The following is a 19,255-nucleotide window of genomic DNA, read 5'->3' on the forward strand; positions in this document are numbered from 1 at the left end:
AACTTTAAGCTGGGTGTTTACTGTTTATGATTCAATATTCAATGTTCAATCTCACACTAATATATTCTCCGTAACCGTCTGACCATCCAGCATACGTATGATACGGTGACTATAACGGGCGTCATGCTCGCTATGGGTTACCATGATGATAGTGGTGCCTTGCTCATTAAGATCGGTTAACATCTCCATCACCTCGTTACCATTGGAAGAGTCAAGATTACCCGTAGGCTCATCCGCCAGTATCAGCTTTGGTTTGTTTACAACAGCCCGGGCAACAGCTACTCTTTGTTGCTGCCCGCCCGAAAGCTGTTGGGGGTAATGGTTGCGACGATGCATGATCTGTACTTTTTCAAGCACTTCCTCCACCCGTTTTTTACGATCTGCACTTTTTACGCCCGTGTAAATCAGGGGAAGCTCTACGTTCTCAAAAACAGTTAGCTCATCTATCAAATTAAAGCTTTGAAAAACGAATCCAATATTATGCTTTCTCAGGTCTGCCCTTTTGCGCTCATTGAATTGTGCTACTTCAATACCGTTAAAAATAAAACTGCCGCCATCCAAATCGTCCAGTAGGCCCAGTATATTCAATAAAGTAGATTTGCCACAGCCCGAGGGGCCCATTACAGCAACAAATTCTCCTTCTTTTACTTCGAGCGATAATTTGTTGAGTGCAATTGTTTCTACTTCTTCTGTCCGGTACATTTTCTCCAGATCGGTAATTTTTATCATATAAAAGATTTCAGATTCGAAAGTTTGAAGTTTAATTTGGATCGTTACATTTATTTTTTGATCACTAATTCCTGCATATCGTCTCCGTAATTCTCGTAGCTACTCGTAACTACTTTATCACCTGGTTTCAGGCCACCCATCACTTCGAAATAATCGGGGTTTTGGCGTCCCAGTTCGATGTCTGTTTTGTAAGCAACTGATCCGTCGCTGCTGAGTTTGTACACCCATCTGCCACCGGTTTTATTATAAAAACCTCCTCTTGCCAGTAATAAAGCTTTTGTTTCATCGCTCAAGGCCAGGCGTATTTGTAATGTTTGTCCCCGCCTGATGCCATCGGGTGCTTTGCCTTCGAAAGACATATCCACCGAAAACTTCCCGTTAGCTACCTGCGTATATACCTTCTTAATGGTTAATTTATAATCTTTACCGCCAATAGTGGCAATACCCTCAAGCCCATTATAGATGCGGTTGATATAATGCTCATCTATGTCTACCCGTACTTTATAATCACCAATCACATCCAGTTGTCCCAGTCTTTCCCCCTTATTTTTGTTCTGGCCCACTTCAGCATCCAACGAAGTTAGCTGCCCGTCAACAGGAGCTCTTACAATCAAATCTCCGACTTTTTGGCGCATTACCGATAAGGCATTTTGTGAGCCGTTATAAGATTGTTGTGCCTGTACCAACTGCTGCTTTGAAGATTGAGCATCCTGGTTAATGGTTTCTGTAGCCAGGTTCTTTTTTGCCAACTGGTAATTATAGGTGTTTTCACTTTGCCTCAGCTCCTGCAAACCGATGGCCTTTTTATCATACAACTTCTTATTAAGTGTATATACGCGATCCGCTTCTTTCAGCTCATTATCTACATCTGTCATCTGGTTCAGGTTGGTGATACGGTTTTGCTGAGAAGCATTTTTAGCAATCTGCATCTGGGTGATCAGGTTATAAACCTGGGTTTCCTGTTGTACCAGGCTGAGCTGCAAATCTGTATTGGAGAGTCTCAGGATGGGCTGTCCTTTTTTCATGATGGCGCCATCTTCTACCAATTTTTCTTCTACACGACCGCCTTCTGCTGCATCTAGGTAAATAGACGTCAGTGGTTGCACTACGCCATTTACAGGTATAAACTCCTGGAAGTTTCCCTGCTTTACTTCGCTGACGGTAATTCGTTCAGCGGCTACATTCAGTTTAGTATTACCCGTAGTAGCGTAAATGCTGGCTACAATTAGTATTACCAGGCCAGCGACGCCTGCAATAAGCATGATCCTTTTTTTCGACCATTTCTTTTGTTCAATTTTCCTGTCCAACCCTATTAGTTTTTAATGGTATGATGTGTTGTATGCTGGTATAAGCCAGTTACGCCCTGTTCTCTTACTGTTTAAAAAGCTGCCGGATTTTTAATCAACCATCCGGCAGTGAAAACATGAGAGAAAATCACTGATGCCTTGTAATACCGTGCCATTATTCTAATTTATTTATTTTCAATATACTAGGTGTTTTATTGGATTGAAGTACTGTTCGGAATCGTACACCAACTGTCCGGTTTTGATACAGTTTTTATAATTATCACTTCACCCGGCATAAAAATGCATATCAGGTAGCCAAATGTGGTATTATTGCATCGGCAAATGTCTTTAAAAAATATATCCATATTAGCTGTTGATGATGATGCAGATATGCTCACGGCGTTGCGTTTGTTATTGAAGGCGGAAGTGAAGCAGATCACCACTGAAAAGAATCCCGAAAATATACGGACACATTTATTGGAGCAGAAGTATGACCTGCTATTGCTGGATATGAATTTTACAAGCGCGCTTCACACGGGTAATGAAGGGCTTTATTGGTTACGTAAAGCCAAATCATTAGACCCGCGTATTCAGGTAGTGATGATCACTGCTTATGGTGATATCGACCTCGCAGTACGGAGTTTGAAAGACGGTGCTGCTGACTTTATTGTAAAACCCTGGCATAATGAAAAAATGCTGGAAACCATTAAAGAGATAGTTGCTCAAAAAAATAAATCAGCCAAAGCGGCTAACAATGCGTTGCTGCAAACCGAATCGGCCTTTATTGCTGATTCTCCGGCCATGCAGGATATTTTATACAAGATCAAAAAGATAGCTCCCACAGAGGCTAATATTCTTATATTAGGAGAAAACGGAACAGGCAAAGACCTGGTAGCTAATTTGATACACCAGCAATCTTTACGCCATAGCGGCCCTTTTATTAAAACAGATGTAGGTGCGTTAACAGCCAGTCTTTTTGAAAGTGAATTATTTGGCTATAAAAAAGGTGCTTTTACCGATGCCCGGGAAGACAGGGCAGGACGTTTTGAAATGGCTTCGGGCGGTTCGCTCTTTTTAGATGAGATCGGAAATATTGCCTTGCCCCAGCAGGCTAAATTACTGACCGTTCTACAAAACCGGGTGGTAAACCGGCTGGGCAGCAGTGAAGCCCAACCTATAAATATCCGGCTGATATGTGCGACCAACCTGCCTTTGCAGGAATTGGCTAATGAACAGCGTTTTCGTCGCGACCTGGTGTACCGGATTAATACGGTAGAGATCACTATTCCGCCATTGCGCGAAAGAACGGAAGATATTTTGCCCCTGGCGCAGTATTTTATTAAAATGTATAGCGAAAAATACCTGAAGCCATCTTTGTCCATCAGCAGGCAGGCAATTGAGAAGCTCAGGCTCTATCATTATCCCGGTAATGTACGGGAATTACAGTATGCTATAGAGCGGGCGGTGATCATGTGTGAAGAAAGAACACTGGACGCCAGCGATCTCGTTTTTTCGCCTATTGAAAAACATCAGTCGCAGGCACAGGGACAAACACAGACGAACCTGGAAACCCTGGAGAAAAATACCATTATCAGGGTGGTTGAAAAGCATAACGGGAATATTACCAAAGCTGCAAAAGAGCTGGGACTTACACGTACCGCTTTATACAGACGTTTAAGTAAGTATGATATTTAGTTATGGCAATACATCGAAAATACAGGCTCAGGTATGCATTAAGACTGCTATTGTTGTTTGTGTCGTTATTGATTGCAGCCTGGTTTTTTCTCAAAACAGAGTATGTCTTATCCTTATTGGTTTTAGTGCTTTCGATAGTACAGGCTTACCTGTTGTACAAACTGGCGATATTACCTTTTACAGAATTAGAAGACTTTGCATCGGCTGCACGATACCGCGATTTTTCCCGGCATTTTAATATTGATAAAGCGCCTGCCGAATTACGCTCACTAAGAAGTGACTTTAACCTGATCAACCAAACCTTTAAGTCGATAACAAGAGAGAAAGAAACCCAGTATCAATATCTTCAGAAAATATTAGAGCTGATACAAACAGGTATCCTCTTATACGATATCGAAACAGGAAAAGTAAGCTGGGTGAACGAATCGCTAAAAAAGATACTGGAGCTTCCATATATACCCAACCTGCATCTGATCGAAAAAAAGAATGCAGTTATATATAACGAAGTGGTTAACCTGGAACCTGGCCAGAGCACCGTACTATTGCTTGATGCTGATCAGCAAAAGTTAATGATTTCGGCGGCAACTTTTGTAACAGAGGGTAAAAATCATAAACTGGTAGCACTGCAGAATATTAACGAGGCACTTGACGAAAATGAAGCCCGTTCCTGGCAGAAATTATTAAGTGTAATGACTCATGAGATCATGAACTCGGTAGCGCCCATTGCCTCACTGGCAGCTACATTAAAACAACAACTACAGGGCGGTGGAGATGATTTAGCTGCTTTTAAAGATGATGTGGAGCTGGGCATTGAAACGATACAGCGCAGAAGCGAGGGCCTGATGCAGTTTGCAGCCACCTATCGCACGTTAAACAAAATCACCAGCTCGGGTAAGCAATCGTTTATGGTAGGCGACCTGTTCGAAAGCGTACTGCAATTATTGGGACCTAAGCTCGATCAGCGGGCTATTACTGCGGATATCATTCTGAAGGATCCTCTAATGAAGTTAAGCGCTGACCGGCATTTGATTGAACAGGTGTTGATTAACCTGGTGCTCAATGCTATTGATGGATTGAAGGATACCGCTGATCCGAAGATGATGCTTTCGGGATATTTGGACAATGATGGACGTATTATTATTACGGTTACCGATAACGGCGCAGGTATTCCTGCCGATGTGATGGAAAAGGTTTTTGTCCCGTTTTTTAGCACCAAAGCCAGCGGAAGTGGTATCGGTTTAAGCCTTTGCAAACAAATTATGTTGCTGCATAAAGGAAACATTTATGTAAAATCGGTGCCCGGATCGGGAACGGTTTTTTACCTCCAGTTTTAGGCCGGTGTAGAACTGTTGCCCTCTTCTTCTGCAACATAATCGGGTACTACCGTTTTCCTAAAAGTAAAATTGCGTTGCACGAGGTAACTAACTACAATTAAAATAGCTGTTGTGCCTAATTGGGCAAATGTGGGATATATATGCAGATATTCTACAGCCAGCTTTAGCAAAATCCAGTTTAAAAAAAGGTTCAAAAGACAAACCAGCAAATACCTAAAGAACTGTACGCGGCCTTTAATTTTGCTGTCATCAAACACCACGTATTTCATCAAAAAAAAGCCCCAGAATAAGGCAACAGTGAACGAAATGGCAAGAGTGACAGTATAGGACTCAAAAACATAAAACCCCAGGTCAACATTTTGACTTCCTACAATATAATGATACGCTAAATAAAATGTAATAAGACCCAGCACCGTGTTAGACGCCCCGGTAGCCAGGTAACGGAAGGTTTGAATGGTCATTAACTTTTTAAAAGGGGGATAAAAAAAGTCAATAACCGGTAAAATAAGATTTCTAACCCGATAAAAGTGTTGCCGCATCGACCGCGAAGATATTGGTATTTATACCTATTTATGATGTATAAGGTCTTAAATTTCTATTGTATTGCCATCAAATGTGCAGCATCTTTCATTGGTTAACCGGCGGTTAGGATGGTCGCGTCAAATCGGGAACGAAAAAAATCTTGTACGTTTGCACGAAAATTAAAGATAGTATGAGCATTGTTGCGGAATTGAAACCTGTTGTGCTGGGCACTTTAAACCAGTTGTACGGACAGGATTTTGGCCAGGATGTGGTTTCTATAAATATAACCAAACCCGAATTTGAAGGCGATTACACTTTGGTACTTTTTTCTTTTATCAAACAACTGAAAAAGAAGCCGGAAGAAATAGGGGCTGAAATCGGTCAGCACCTGGTAGCAAATCATCCGCAGCTCATCACAGCTTTTAATGTTATTAAAGGGTTTTTGAATCTTTCGATCAATCAGGATTACTGGAAACAGTACCTGGAGCAAAAATATGCGGTGAACGATTTCAGGCAGTCCGCTGCATCTCCCCAAAAGATCATGCTGGAATATGCGTCTCCCAATACTAACAAGCCTTTGCATTTGGGCCATTTGAGGAATATTTTCCTGGGCTGGAGTGTTTCTGAGATCTTAAAACAACTGGGGGATGAAGTATTTAAAAGCTCTATCTCTAACGACAGGGGTATTCATATCTGTAAGTCGATGGTAGCCTGGGAGCAATTTGCGAACGGGCAAACGCCGGAGCAGGCTGGGCTAAAAGGCGATCACCTCGTAGGTGACTATTATGTACTCTTTGGTGCTAAGCACAAAGAGCAAATGGCTGAGTTGATAGAAGCCGGCATGAGTAAGGAAGATGCAGATAAGAATACACCTATTATGAAAGCGGCCCAGCAAATGCTGGTAGACTGGGAGCGTGGCGATACTGCCGTTGTCGGACTTTGGGAAAAAATGAATAGCTGGGTATATGAAGGGTTTAGTAAAACCTATAACCGTATCGGTGCCGATTTTGATAAGAACTACTATGAAAGCCAGACTTACCTCCTGGGAAAAGAATTTGTACAGGAAGGATTGAGTAAAGGTGTTTTTTACCAGAAAGAAGACGGAAGTGTATGGATCGATCTGACATCGGACGGACTGGATGAAAAGATCGTGCAAAGAAAAGACGGTACTTCGGTATATATAACGCAGGATCTGGGCTTGGCAGATGAGAAATATAAAGATTTTCCTTATGATGAAAGTATTTATGTAATAGCTGACGAGCAGAATTACCACATGAAGGTATTAAAGCTTATTCTGCAAAAACTGGGTAAGCCGTATGCTGACCGGATACATCATTTAAGTTATGGTATGGTGGAATTGCCGACAGGGCGTATGAAAACCCGTGAAGGTACCGTAGTGGATGCAGATGATTTGATGGATGAGCTGGTGAAGGTAGCAGCCGCTAAAACGGAAGAATTGGGTAAAGTAAGCGGCTTTTCTGAAGCCGAGTTGACAGAGCTTTACGAAACCATAGCCTTAGGTGCTTTAAAATTCTTCCTGTTGCGGGTAGATCCTAAAAAGCGTATGGTGTTTAACCCGGAAGAAAGCATCGATTTTCATGGATTCACCGGACCGTTTATACAATACACCCATGCGCGTATTAAATCGGTATTAAGAAGTGAAACGATCAACCAGCAGTCAGTAACTACAGGAGACCTGCTGCCACTGGAAAAAGACCTGGTGTTTTTACTGGAACAATTCAATGTAGTCTTACAGCAGGCTGCATCTGAATTTAACCCATCGTTGTTGGCTATTTATGCTTTTAACCTGGCTAAGCTGTTCAATAGTTTTTATGCAGCTCACTCGATACGTAATGCCGAGAGCGAGGAAAAGAAACAATTGCGTTTGAAGATATCTACATTAACAGCCAATACTATTGCAGCCTCAATGAAGTTGTTAGGTATTAAGGTTCCTGAAAGGATGTAAAATATTTTATCGGATTATACGAAGGTCGCGGAATAAAGCTTTCAGCATTGTTCCGCGATTTTTAGGTTTCAGGAAAAGTATATCGGTGTATGACGTGGTTAATTATTCACTAATTAGTGAGTAATTTTATACCTGTAGCAAAAATTTATTGTAAGACTAATTCTTATCACCACAATTATGAGTAGCCATCTTCTTTGCATATTGGTATTGATCAGCCTGGTGGCAAAAGCCTGCGATAGTTCCAAAGAGTCGCAGCAGTCGGCAGGTAACGACCCACTTGATATGCCGTCAACGGCTCCCTGGCTACAAGATCAATACAACAATGTGGTGGAGATAGAAACAAAGCATGTTGCCCGGTCGGGTGAAAATATTTTGATTGATATTCCTTTAACAGAGCATCCGGACAGTAGCTATACGTTTTTTCTGAATGCAGGTGTACCCGTAGCAAGATTAGTGAAGATTGGCGGATTTTACCCTGCTTTGAGGGAGTTTACTGTTATAGTGCCCGATTGGGAGTTCTATGAAAAAGTGGCTGCCGATGCTACTAAAAACGGCATTACCCTGGAGCCCGCTACTACCAACTTATATTACCATATCCTGCGTGAAGAGGATAATGTGAAAGTAGATAGCATCCGCATATCAGGTGGCGGGCATCCGAAAATTGAGTTTCAAAAACCTGTAGTGCCCAAAGATGGGCTGGTGGTATATCGTACTGAAAGCTATGGTTCGGTTTGTTGTCCGAAGGACCCCCGATGGGCAATTGTGGACGAGGATCCTGCTTTTATTAAAGCTTTTGAGCAACGCAACAAGGTTCAGATTAGTGACACCTACCGGCAAAATAATGGCAAAGAAGGCGAGCATACTATTTTATATACCCTGCCTAAGCTAACAACCGAACAACGTTTAAATTTTATACTTGAAAAACGTTCACAGTGGATCGTTAACAAGGCAACCAAAGACATCACTTTTCAACCACAGATATTTACGCCCCAATTGGTTCCGGTTGTTAAGACGGGATTCACTAAGATGACCAAATTATATTAGGGTTCACTTAAATGGTAATGAGCCTAATGCATCAATGATTAGTTAACTATTAGCTAACTGCACCAATTACCGTTTACACGCCCCAAAGTTGTGCTGTTTTGTAACTAGGATAAAGATAATCGCAGGGGGTGTTTTGTGTATTCGTCTCAGGAGTTTGATCTGTATGCACTATTTTATTTGTTTGATTTTCAGTTAAATACGGTTGCATTGATGTATTTAAAGAATTTTTATGCGGTTTTAAAGAGGTATTTACCTATCCTATCGAAAACCAGGTGTAAGAACCTTTGTTTTCAAAGATTTTTGCAATCTGTATTGGAAAAAGTTTCTGAATACCATAAAATCTACATCAATCAAAACAAAATGAAAAGGATTTATCTATCATTTTTACTAAGCGCCGTTTTTTTAAGTACGCAGGCACAAGATCGTATATATATGTCGGCTGCATGCCCGACTTTTACAAGGATGGCTGCAAGTGCCGAAACAATGGCCGCAAGCAGCACCAGCGTTGCTAATCCCACCGGCAGTACAACCGGATGGTTCCAGGGCAGTATTAACCCGACAACCGGTGTGCTCACACCAGGCACTAACTATTACAATAGTTCTTCAATTAAAGGTGATTACCCTATAGGAATTTCTCCATTTGGTTATTTGTATAGCATTGCGGGAAATGTAACCACCAATAACAATGGTATTATTCAACTGGCTTATAAGTCGGCTGTCGTTTTCGATAACGCAGCACCTGCTCTTACTCCAGCGATTGACTTAAACGGCACCAGCAATCCAACGCAGGATATTTATCCCAACGCGCTGGGTATTGGCAGCTCTGGCAATGGAGGACTCATTTACGAGGATGGTAGCGATATTAAGTACATCGGTTTTACAACGGCAGCTAATGGTTCCGTTACATGGGGGAGTTCGGTTATGCTGTCGCTTATCAATTCGGATGCACCAGCTGCCTGGAACTCTTTTATAGAAATTAATGACCTCGATTTTGATGCGGCCGGTAACCTTTATATTTTGGGAACCCGCTTTGAGGCTGGCAACTCTGCAGCGCATCCTGCTATTTACACCGTGCCCGCAGCCAATGTGGTTACAGGCGCTATGACGGCTACATTGAAGTGGGGCATTACTGACAATAAGGATCTCACGGCGGGAGGTACTGCTATTGGAGGGAACCGTGGGCTGGCTTATGCTGGTGGCACTTTTTATCTTTCGCAATCGTCAACTAGTAATTATACAACTTTTACAAATTATATCACAGCCATACATCCGCCTGCTAGCGGTAACACTATTTTATTAGATGACAATTATACCACACTAACCGGTTATTGTGAGATAGGAGACATTGCCGCTTTATCTCAATCAACCCTGCCGGTTGAGTTTGGGTCGCTTTCTGCAACTATTCAAAATGATCAGTTGAACGTACAATGGCAAACATTGGCCGAAGTAAATAATGATCATTTTGAAGTTGAAGCTTCCAATGATGGCGTTCATTTTACAGGTATTGCCAAGGTGGCAAGTAAAGCAACCAAAGGCAATCATGAGGGTGTTTTAAATTACAGCTTCAGTATTGACATAAATGGACTAGTATTCGGTGTTGGTGCTATTGCTTTTTCAATGCTGTTTGTACGCAGGAGAAAGTCTCTTATTGCACTTTCTGTTGTATTAGCTTTGATAACCATTGTACAGATTGGATGCTCTAAAAATAATCATGAAGTGTCGGCAAAAGATTCAAATTTGTTTATTCGTATTGCACAGTTGGATAAGGATGGGAAAAAAACTTACTCAAGAATAATACAGGTAATAAAGTAGTCACATTATATAGCTACTACAAACTAAATAAGAAGCCGCGCCAAAAATATTAAGGCTCGGCTTCTCTTTTTTATTCGATACTGGAGGGGAGACTAATACTACCTGGCTTTAAAATCAATTACAACCTTATTAGCCAAAAGCTTTCCGTCCACCCTGGCGATAGTTGCGCCAGCCGGAACCTGAACCAATACAGCTGATTGCTTAGGACTTATTTTGTAATTGAAGCTTCGCCTGATATTGCGTGCAACAAATTTTCCTTCCAGCGTATTATAAAGATCAACAGGTTGTCTGGATTGATTTTGGATCATAATGGTTTTAGTAACTGTATAAGGATTGGTATACAGGAGGGTAGGATAAGCTTTCTGGTGAAAAAAGTCTGCCGCCAAAAGGTCTAGTTGCAGGATGCCCGGGACATTAGTAGGCTGGATCGTTCCTCCAAAAATGCCCACATGCCCGCTCCCGTATACACTTAACTGAGATGCTTTGGGGTTTTTATCCTGTACCCACAAAGGACCATCGCCCTGCGCTACAGGCGCCGCCAGGTGCTCACTTTCTTTGTAAAGCGATTTTTTAATGATTCCCTCATAGGCAATGACTCCTTTTGATATCGCCATTGCATCGGACAGCGTTTGATGATTAGCGGGCATATGTTGCGGATAAAATAGCCTGGCTACATTAGCTGCGTTCAGCATCCATTTGCCTACCGCTGCTGCATAAGAGGCATCGTATCTTACCATTGGCAACAAAGGGAGGGCCAGGTCATAAGTATTCATTAAAAAACCATAACCGCCGTTATGTACCGTGCTGCCTACCATGCCGGAGATGTCAAATCCGTTCCAGTTGCCTGTTAATACACCCCATCCTTCACGACATTTAGCGTCGCCATTGAAACTCCAGTCCAGTATTTTATGAAAGTCAAACTGTTGTCCCTCTTCTGCATTTAACATGGCTGCAACATAGGCCCCATAAGGCATCAGCAGTTCATAAGTCATATTTTCATTTAATGCCAGCAATGCCTTAATGGCATTGATGGCTCCCTGCAGGTACTTTTTGTCACCAAATTTTTTATAAGCCATATATAAAACCCAGGCCTGCCCCGCAGCGGCATCTGGTTGTATACAGATCTGGTTTTTAGCAGGTGTTAAAGTTGCATAATTAAAAAAGCTGTAATTGTAATTGCCTTGCAAAACCGAATCTGCTGCGTAGAATTTTTCAGCAATGCTCCTGGCAATTTCTTCAAAGTCTTTTTCATGCGGGTATAGGCTATAAATAGAATAGAATAGCACATTGGGATAAACATCGTACCACCAGTCCCTGCCATAGCCACCACCCAGCAACGCTACTTCAGGGCAGGTATTATTCATCATAATATTCCATCCGGTTTCCTTGTTGAAATAGTTTTTCAGCATCGCTACATAGTTATACTGCTGTGCCGATTTATCGATGCCTACAAGGCTTGCCCCCAATACGGCTCCCATGGTGGTTAGCGCTTCGTGAAAAATACCTTTATGGTTTTGCAGTCCCTGGCGCACATCGCCTACAGCAGTATAAATACCTGCTACATTCTGCGGAAAATTTCTTTTACTGCTATCGATCCATATCATAGGCCAGTACTTACCCTTTGCATTGAAGTCATATATTTTGCGATCGAAATCTTTAGCGAGGGCAGTAAAATCAATAATCTTAAAGGGGCGGGGAATGTCAGGCATTTGGTTAACACGATCAATAGCCTTTTGTTGCACCTGTGCCCATGCCGTTGAACTGCATGCTATTAAAGCCAGCAGGCAGGTAGAAAAAATTTTGTTGAATGTCATGCGTTATTGAATATTAATTAGGCTTGTGGTTGTATCACTTTTTCTATTGTTTCTGTTTCTACGGGCGGCAGTTCGGCTGAGTCTTGCGGTGCTATCCTGTTGCCCTCTTTGATAATTACTTTTGCTACTAATATAGATCCTAATTGAAGAATGGCTATGATCAATATGGCATATCGTAAAGCTATTTCTGTAGAAACTTTATAAGCTAAAATTAAGAAAGTAGCAGCACCTAAAAATCTCCCTACATATAAGCCTGCTTCGTGGTTAAGGATGTAGGCAAATTCACTTCTTTTTTCAATTTTAGAAACAATGTCAATAACCCTGAACTGTATAGGGAAGTAGGCCAGGTCCATAAGGGGTTTTGCGATCAATAGTAAGAGGATAAATAGTACAACGCCGGTCTGGTTAAATAAAGCGCTGTTAAAAGCTGCACCGGCTGTAAATAAAATAAGTCCGGCTGCAAATATTCTGATACGGTCAGAAGGCTTGGTTACACGGCCCAGCACATACATAATGATAGCAGCCAACACGGCGCCGATAGATTGGGCTGTTCCTAATGCACCTTCTTTTCCCAATAATAACATGATCAACATAGCCGGTGCGGTGACCAGGAAACCCTGCGCCAGACCTTTCAGTGAAGCTAACACTAATAATTTTTTCCATAACGGATGGAAATTGAAATATACATATTTTTTTTGTGCAGGGTTGCTAAAAGTGCTGCGAAAACAAACTACCGAAGCCAGGATCGTGATCAGGAACACTACACCGGTAACAATACGATATGCATTTTTAACGCCTTCTCCAGAACCGCGTGATTCTATAAACCAGCCGATGGTAATGGGTATGGCCACCGCGATCAAAGTATAAAAAAAAGTTTCGAGCCCGTAATAATAATTGCGGTTGCTGTCGTTGGTGATGGCCAGGGCGAGATAGTCGCGATTAGCCCAGTAAAAGCCGAAAGACAGTCCCATGATCATACCTGCAATGCCAATGCCCACGAGGTCGAGCGATTTTAAAGACATCATCACGATCATGGATACAGCGCTTAGCATCATGCCGGCTGAATACAGTTTTCGGATATTGATATATTTTAAAAGAAACCCATTGAGTAAAAAAGTAAGCGGAATGCCTGTATAAATGGTTAGCTGGTAAATTACAACCTTAGTGGGGTCGTTAGAATTACGCATCACATAAGCTGCAACAAAAATATCAATAACCGGCAACACCAATGCATATACCAGATTGGTAAGCACCAGTATGCGAAAATTGTGTGGCTGCTGTTTGAAATGCGCTACTTCGCTAGATATATATTTAAACATGGGTATAGCTTAATTGTGATAAAATCTGGTGGATGGAGAAATCTGCAGCACATACTACCTCATCTGAAGCCCCGTAATAAATAGTTACGGTATCTCCATCGGGCTGTACAATATGACCATTGGTGAAAACCACGTTGCCAAAGAAGCCGGTTTGCTCGTAATCAGCCAGCGGCATCATAATGGGGGCAATGGTTTTAGCCAGCACTTTCGAAGGATTATCCAGGTCGAGCAAAAATGCACCCAGGCAATACTGGTGTTGTTCATTAGCTCCATGGTAAATGGCCAGCCAGCCTTTATTAGTTTTAATAGGAGCGGCTCCGCCACCTACCCGTGCACTATCCCAGCTGCCTTTGGTAGTTTTGATAAGGCATTGGTGATTACCCCAATGAATGCCATCCGGAGAGTTGCAGATCCAGATATAATTTCCTCCTATATCTACGCTACTTGGCCGGTGCAACATGTAGTACTTCCCGTTTATTTTTTCCTCAAACAGGGCGCAATCTTTATTATGCGGAGGCAGTATCATGCCGTGTATCTCGAAATGCTTCCAGTCTTTGGTCGTTCTCAGGCCTACACCAACACCGTTGTCAGAAACAGAGGTGAAAGTGAGATAATAAGTGTCATCAATTTGTGTAACCCGGCAATCTTCAATACCAAACGTTTCCAGCCGGCCTACTCCTGTCAGCGGGGGATAATCCTCCGGCTCATAAAAGTTAATACCATCATCGCTGCAAACCAGCCGCAGATGCGATAAGGTGGTTAAATAATCTGCACCTTTGTAGTTGATCACGCGTGCATCAGTAGCATCCAGGTCGGGATCTGATTTCTGGATCTTAATCACCTGAATGGCTCCTGCCTCCGTAAAAACAGGGAAGGAGATCGTGGTTTCATCTTGTGCCGGACGCTCCGCTACCCGGACGATCATCCATGTTTTATCATTGAACCGGAATACACCGGGATTGAGCAGGCATGCTATTTCCAGCCCCTCCGTACTGGGCTTCAGATGGGAAGGTTTCAGTAACGGATTCCGGGGGAATCTCTTTGCTATGTCAGACATTGAATTTTAATTTATTAATATCCGGAATTTTGGGTAAGTGTACCTGCGGAAGCGTCAATTTCACTTTGTGGAATAGGGTATAAGTAATGCTTATCCTGGAAAGGCTTTCCCAAGGCATTCATTACCTGTTTGGCAATACCCCAGCGTTTTAAGTCAGGCATACGCTGGTTCTCAAACCCAAGCTCCGCGCGCCTTTCAGCCATCAACCAGTTTTTTACGGTTGCTTTATCGCTGGATGCAGGCCTGTCCGCTAACGTGCCGGCAGGTATAATGCTACCATCAGCAGTTACGGTTGTTCTGGCTCTTTGCCTTATTTTGTTAATGTAAGCAATTGAATTTGTAAAATCGCCCGTTTCCAGGTAAGCTTCTGCTTTCCACAAAAGCACATCGGCATACCGGATCAAAATTTTATTATTGGCTGCATCATCATTCCCTTTATTACTACCATCTGTTGAGCCTAAGATTTTATTTACGTTTTGAGTTGCTGTATTTACAGTATACAGCTTGCGTGGATCATTGGCTTCAAAAGAGTTTAAAAAATCGGTGCTTGGTGCAAAAAAGCCCCATCCCACAGGAGCACAATAGCCGTTGCCATTTTGTGGTATTTGTCCGGTAGAGTGGTCATAAGCAAAAATTACTTCGTTGTCCGTAAATTCGGTATTGAAACTGCTGAAATAGTTCGCATTAAGATTATAAAACCCTGTAGTCTCGAGCTCATTCACGAGCGTTGTCACATCGCTCCATTTTTGTGTATATAGCGCAACTTTTGCCTGCATGGCAATTACCGCACCTTTTGAAACACGCCATAGCTCTGCTGTTGAGCTGAATTTGGAGTTGGGTAACAGCGGCTTGGCGGCGGCAAGGTCAGCCTTTATCTGGTCCCACACCGTATTTTTGTCAGCACGTACTGCAACTTTGAAAGCCTCCTGGTAGGAGTCTACTGTTTTTGTAATGAGTGGCACATCTCCAAAATTAGTAACCAGGGAAAAGTAATAGTAAGCACGTAAAAAGTAGCTCTCTCCCAGTAACTGGTTTTTTCGGGTGGTAGTAATACCGGTAACCGTTTCAATGTCTGATTTGGTTAATAGACCGATAGCAATGTTCAACCTTTTGATACCTTCGTAATCGTATTTCCATAGCCCGTTAGGACCACCATTGGATGCAGTGAATGTGAAGTTATTAATGTCATCCATCCAGGGCTGGTCGCCATCAGCAGCCCATTTTTTTTCCATGTCGTCCGACTCGATATCGGATATAATGATATCGTTTTGAAAAACTAACCCACCGGTCCAGTCCCAGTTGCCTAAAAGATTAAGTGTATTAGCCAGCATTTTATAAGAAGATTTTACCGAATTTTCTACAGTTGTACTGGTAGGTGTAGCATTTACCTGTTCTTGTGTAAGCAACCCTATGGAGTCTGATGTCAATTGCTTTTTGCAGCCTGTGGCCATTAGAAAAGCAAAACATCCTAAGTATACATATTTATTATTTTTCATTATGACTGATTTAGGCAGGTTAAAAATTAAGTCTTGCGCCAAGTATAAATCCTTTCAGCTGTGGATAGGTGCCCTGGTCTTTTAATAGGGTAGATTCAGGATCTAAACCAGAGTATTTGGTGAAGGTGAGCAGGTTTTGCCCGGACACATAAACCCGGAAGTTATTAAGGTTTAATTTTTTCATTTGAATTGTATAGCCTAGTTCTACATTTTTCAAACGCAGGAAAGACGCATCCTCAACAAAAACACCCGAAACCTTACTGCCACCATTATCATTAAAAGTAAGGCGTGGTATAGTGTTGGTTGAACCTTCGCCGTTCCATGCGTTTAATACGTCTGTAGTGGAATTAAAGGGCCGGGTATCGTAGTTGATGATCTGTTTAAGATCGTTATACCTGTCTACACCCTGCACGCCCTGGAACATGAAAGAAAAATCGAATTTTTTATAGGATGCATTAAAATGAAACCCGTAGAAAAATTTAGGGATATTGTTGCCTAAAATGGTACGGTCATTATCATCAATCTGGCCATCTCCATTTATATCCTTAAACTTAATATCACCAGGTTGGGCGCCATTGGTATTGGTATGCAGGTAAGTATTGATTTCATTAATGTTTTGATAAATACCATCAAACTGTAATCCGTAGTAGGAACTAATAGCATTGCCGGGTCGTGTAATAGTGTGCGATACATTATCAATAATAGTAGGGACAAAATCATATAACTGGTCTACGTTGTTCTTTTGGGTGGTAGCATTCGCGCCTATTTCATATTTAAAAGCATGATCCTTGTTCCTATACTGTACGCCCAATTCAAATCCCTTATTGCTTACAGCACCTGCATTCACATAAGTGGCGTTGATCACACCCACCGATACTGCCGGTAGCCCAACTGCCAGCAATATATTATCTGTGGTCTTGTGGTAGTAGTCTGCATAAATGGATAAGCGGTTGCTTAGTACGTCCATATCCAGGCCAATATCCGTTTGCTTTGTAGATTCCCATTTTAAATCGGGGTTACCATACCTGTTAATATTTACCACACCACCTACCTGCGATACCACTGTCTGGTAAGCATCGTTTGGAATTTCCTGGTTGCCCGACATACCCCAGCTTGCTCTTAATTTAAGATTGTTGATCCAGCTGGCATCCTGCATAAAGCTTTCTTTTGAGATAACCCATGCACCCGCTACCGAGGGGAAGTACCCCCACTTATTATTGGGGCCAAATCTGGATGAGCCGTCCGCCCTGAATGTGGCATTTAAGAAATATTTATTTTCAAATCCATAGTTGGCAGAACCAAAGAACGATACCAGGGTCCAGTTATTGGGCTGCGATCCGCCATTCCAAAGTCCACTGGTTTCACTTCCATAGTCCAGGAATCTAAAGGCAGGAGAGCTATTGTTATAATTAATACGGCTTCCATTCATCCGGTCTTCTTTATTTTTAATGTACTCCTGCCCCAATAGAATATTTACATTATGTATATTATTTAGCAGCTTTTGATAGTTTAAAGTATTGGTTATGGTTAATGTAGTAAGCTGTCCTCTTTCTTCGGTTAAGCTGCTAGGCCTGTTTTGTCTGCCCAGGTTAGGATAGAGGGCGCCCCCTCCGCCATCATTGTCTCCAAAGTTTTGAAAAAAGGCTTTATTGTGCACCATAATAATATCGGCGCCGTAGCTGGATCGTAATTTTAGTGATTTATCCCTCAGAAAGCCATACTCCAGGTATGCGTTACCAAAATTCCTGAAGTTATTTAATTTGTTATCTGTGTAATTTACCAACGCAATAGGGTTGGATGAAAATTCAAAACGATTTTGCGCTCCGTTCCATACGCCGTTATTAGCTGCAAGGTTTTGTGCATAAAAAGGTAGATCGGTATAAGGATCGCTGGGGTTATAAGTAGGGTCTGAAGGGTCTTTGTAAACGCCCAGAACCGGCGGTCGTAACAATGCATGACGGATAATGCCGGGAGCATCACCGCTGGAGGACAACTTATCCTGCGTAGCGTTTACCAGTTGGAAATTAATGCCTGCTATAAGCCGGTCTGTAAGATTAGCATTTACATTGGCACGTAGGTTAATACGTTTAAACATGTCGTTGTTTTCAACAACGATTCCGTTAGCGCTAAAATAGCCGGCAGAAAGGTAATACTGTACTTTATCCGACCCACCGCTTGCTGAAACGTTTAGTTTATTGGTGGTACCGGTAGTAAATAATTCGTTTAACCAATTAGTATTGGCATAATTGCCCGCAGCCTTTAATGCTGCGTAAGGACTGGTGGCCGAAGCGCTGTTACCGGCGGTATTATGCCAGGCTATATCCTTTACAGTTAAATATTGGTCTGCGTTCAGCATATCAGGCAGGCTGGTGGGCTTTGTTATACCTGTGTAATAATCAATAGCAATATTGCTTTTATCGCTTTTTGTGCCCCGTTTAGTAGTAAAGATAACAACGCCGTTTGCAGCTCTTGAACCATAAATGGCGGTAGCTGCTGCGTCTTTTAATACCGACATACTTTGTATATCCGAAGGGTCCAGAAAAGTAAGGTTCTTGGTAGGCACCCCATCAATAATATATAAGGGGTCTACATTACCAAGCGTTCCCACGCCCCGTATCCTTATTTGGATAGCGTCGCCGGGGGCTCCTGTGCTTGACTGTATCATAACACCGGGCACTTGTCCCTGTAAAGCCTGTATAACATCCGGTGATTTTGTTTTTTGCAGGTTGTTGAGATCAACAACGGAAACGGCACCCGTCACACTTACCCGTTTTTGTGTGGTATATCCTACCACCACAATATCGTCCATCGCCTGAGCTGAGGGCGTCATTGTAAAATTAAAATCGGTCAAACCGCTGGTATTAACTTCCAGCTCTTTGTATCCGACGGAAGAAATAACCAGAACGGCATTTTCGGATATACTTATAGAGAATGAGCCATCGTTACCCGATACGACAGCATTACTGGTGCCTTTTACAGAAATGGTGGCTCCCGCCAGCGGTTCGGCATTGGCTGAAACCACTTTCCCGGATATATCCCGGCCGGTTTGCTGAGCGAAGCTGCTAAGGGTACATAAAAACAAGGCCAGGCCGAAGCTCAGCAGGCGAAGCACGCGGGGCCATTGGGATTCCGCTGCGGACAAACAATTTTCGTTCGGTTGTTGTATCATATTGATGGCTTT

The 19,255-nt window shown here is 42.4% G+C and carries 13 protein-coding genes; 5 read left to right on the forward strand and 8 right to left on the reverse strand.

Translation table 11 applies throughout. The features are described 5' to 3' along the window. Nucleotides 1-51 precede the first annotated feature (51 nt). Both ACLOAU_RS21820 and ACLOAU_RS21825 read right to left on the reverse strand, forming a co-directional pair. Nucleotides 52-729, reverse strand: a complete 678-nt coding sequence (locus ACLOAU_RS21820) for an ABC transporter ATP-binding protein (RefSeq protein ID WP_427864028.1) — start codon at nt 727-729, stop codon at nt 52-54. A gap of 50 nt (nt 730-779) precedes the next feature. Next, complete coding sequence (locus ACLOAU_RS21825) at nt 780-2,036, reverse strand: efflux RND transporter periplasmic adaptor subunit (protein ID WP_427864029.1); 1,257 nt, start codon at nt 2,034-2,036, stop codon at nt 780-782. Nucleotides 2,037-2,357: 321 nt separating this feature from the next. Here ACLOAU_RS21825 and ACLOAU_RS21830 point away from each other — a divergent pair, with 321 nt between their 5' ends. Both ACLOAU_RS21830 and ACLOAU_RS21835 read left to right on the forward strand, forming a co-directional pair. Further along, on the forward strand, nt 2,358-3,710 hold the full coding sequence (locus ACLOAU_RS21830) for a sigma-54-dependent transcriptional regulator (RefSeq protein WP_427864030.1): 1,353 nt from the start codon (nt 2,358-2,360) through the stop codon (nt 3,708-3,710). Between the two features lie 2 nt (nt 3,711-3,712). Further along, nucleotides 3,713-5,044: a sensor histidine kinase gene (locus ACLOAU_RS21835; RefSeq protein WP_427864031.1), complete on the forward strand. Its 1,332-nt coding sequence runs from the start codon at nt 3,713-3,715 to the stop codon at nt 5,042-5,044. On the opposite strand, the gene ACLOAU_RS21840 is transcribed toward ACLOAU_RS21835, so the two are convergent. After that, nucleotides 5,041-5,505 carry a GtrA family protein gene (locus tag ACLOAU_RS21840; RefSeq protein WP_427864032.1) on the reverse strand — a complete coding sequence of 155 codons (465 nt, stop codon included), beginning with the start codon at nt 5,503-5,505 and terminating at the stop codon, nt 5,041-5,043. The two genes, ACLOAU_RS21835 and ACLOAU_RS21840, sit on opposite strands and share 4 nt — an antisense overlap. A gap of 251 nt (nt 5,506-5,756) precedes the next feature. Here ACLOAU_RS21840 and argS point away from each other — a divergent pair, with 251 nt between their 5' ends. The 3 genes from argS (at nt 5,757) to ACLOAU_RS21855 (ending at nt 10,388) form a co-directional block, all read left to right on the forward strand. Beyond that, nucleotides 5,757-7,532, forward strand: coding sequence for an arginine--tRNA ligase (argS, locus tag ACLOAU_RS21845; RefSeq protein WP_427864033.1), 1,776 nt, complete (start codon nt 5,757-5,759; stop codon nt 7,530-7,532). A 177-nt stretch (nt 7,533-7,709) separates the two neighbouring features. Next, the gene (locus ACLOAU_RS21850) at nt 7,710-8,576 is read left to right on the forward strand and encodes a hypothetical protein (protein WP_427864034.1); all 867 of its coding nucleotides are present in this window, start codon (nt 7,710-7,712) and stop codon (nt 8,574-8,576) included. Between the two features lie 360 nt (nt 8,577-8,936). Continuing rightward, nucleotides 8,937-10,388 (forward strand): hypothetical protein, encoded by a 1,452-nt coding sequence (locus ACLOAU_RS21855; protein WP_427864035.1) that lies wholly within the window; start codon nt 8,937-8,939, stop codon nt 10,386-10,388. 98 nt (nt 10,389-10,486) lie between these two features. Here ACLOAU_RS21855 and ACLOAU_RS21860 read toward each other — a convergent pair whose 3' ends face one another. Genes ACLOAU_RS21860 through ACLOAU_RS21880 form a run of 5 tightly spaced genes read right to left on the reverse strand, consistent with a single transcriptional unit; the run spans nt 10,487 to nt 19,243 of the window. Continuing rightward, entirely contained in the window at nt 10,487-12,202 is a 1,716-nt protein-coding gene (locus ACLOAU_RS21860) for a glycoside hydrolase family protein (RefSeq protein ID WP_427864036.1), read from the reverse strand. A 17-nt stretch (nt 12,203-12,219) separates the two neighbouring features. Continuing rightward, complete coding sequence (locus ACLOAU_RS21865) at nt 12,220-13,521, reverse strand: MFS transporter (RefSeq protein WP_427864037.1); 1,302 nt, start codon at nt 13,519-13,521, stop codon at nt 12,220-12,222. Continuing rightward, the gene (locus ACLOAU_RS21870; protein WP_427864038.1) at nt 13,514-14,578 is read right to left on the reverse strand and encodes a glycoside hydrolase family 130 protein; all 1,065 of its coding nucleotides are present in this window, start codon (nt 14,576-14,578) and stop codon (nt 13,514-13,516) included. The genes ACLOAU_RS21865 and ACLOAU_RS21870 overlap by 8 nt, the downstream gene beginning before the upstream one ends. A 14-nt stretch (nt 14,579-14,592) precedes the next feature. After that, complete coding sequence (locus tag ACLOAU_RS21875; protein WP_427864039.1) at nt 14,593-16,074, reverse strand: RagB/SusD family nutrient uptake outer membrane protein; 1,482 nt, start codon at nt 16,072-16,074, stop codon at nt 14,593-14,595. A 19-nt stretch (nt 16,075-16,093) separates the two neighbouring features. After that, on the reverse strand, nt 16,094-19,243 hold the full coding sequence (locus ACLOAU_RS21880; RefSeq protein ID WP_427864040.1) for a SusC/RagA family TonB-linked outer membrane protein: 3,150 nt from the start codon (nt 19,241-19,243) through the stop codon (nt 16,094-16,096). Between the last annotated feature and the right edge of the window lie 12 nt (nt 19,244-19,255).

The organism is Paraniabella aurantiaca (assembly GCF_050309965.1).
Lineage (GTDB): Bacteria > Bacteroidota > Bacteroidia > Chitinophagales > Chitinophagaceae > Niabella.

Bases quoted from the DNA above. Each gene is read 5' to 3' on its own strand.
- ACLOAU_RS21835 (WP_427864031.1), top strand. From the start codon at position 3,713: ATGGCAATACATCGAAAATACAGGCTCAGGTATGCATTAAGACTGCTA.
- ACLOAU_RS21855 (WP_427864035.1), top strand. From the start codon at position 8,937: ATGAAAAGGATTTATCTATCATTTTTACTAAGCGCCGTTTTTTTAAGT.
- ACLOAU_RS21870 (WP_427864038.1), bottom strand. From the start codon at position 14,578: ATGTCTGACATAGCAAAGAGATTCCCCCGGAATCCGTTACTGAAACCT.
- ACLOAU_RS21850 (WP_427864034.1), top strand. From the start codon at position 7,710: ATGAGTAGCCATCTTCTTTGCATATTGGTATTGATCAGCCTGGTGGCA.
- ACLOAU_RS21830 (WP_427864030.1), top strand. From the start codon at position 2,358: ATGTCTTTAAAAAATATATCCATATTAGCTGTTGATGATGATGCAGAT.
- ACLOAU_RS21820 (WP_427864028.1), bottom strand. From the start codon at position 729: ATGATAAAAATTACCGATCTGGAGAAAATGTACCGGACAGAAGAAGTA.
- ACLOAU_RS21860 (WP_427864036.1), bottom strand. From the start codon at position 12,202: ATGACATTCAACAAAATTTTTTCTACCTGCCTGCTGGCTTTAATAGCA.
- ACLOAU_RS21880 (WP_427864040.1), bottom strand. From the start codon at position 19,243: ATGATACAACAACCGAACGAAAATTGTTTGTCCGCAGCGGAATCCCAA.
- ACLOAU_RS21875 (WP_427864039.1), bottom strand. From the start codon at position 16,074: ATGAAAAATAATAAATATGTATACTTAGGATGTTTTGCTTTTCTAATG.
- argS (WP_427864033.1), top strand. From the start codon at position 5,757: ATGAGCATTGTTGCGGAATTGAAACCTGTTGTGCTGGGCACTTTAAAC.
- ACLOAU_RS21865 (WP_427864037.1), bottom strand. From the start codon at position 13,521: ATGTTTAAATATATATCTAGCGAAGTAGCGCATTTCAAACAGCAGCCA.
- ACLOAU_RS21840 (WP_427864032.1), bottom strand. From the start codon at position 5,505: ATGACCATTCAAACCTTCCGTTACCTGGCTACCGGGGCGTCTAACACG.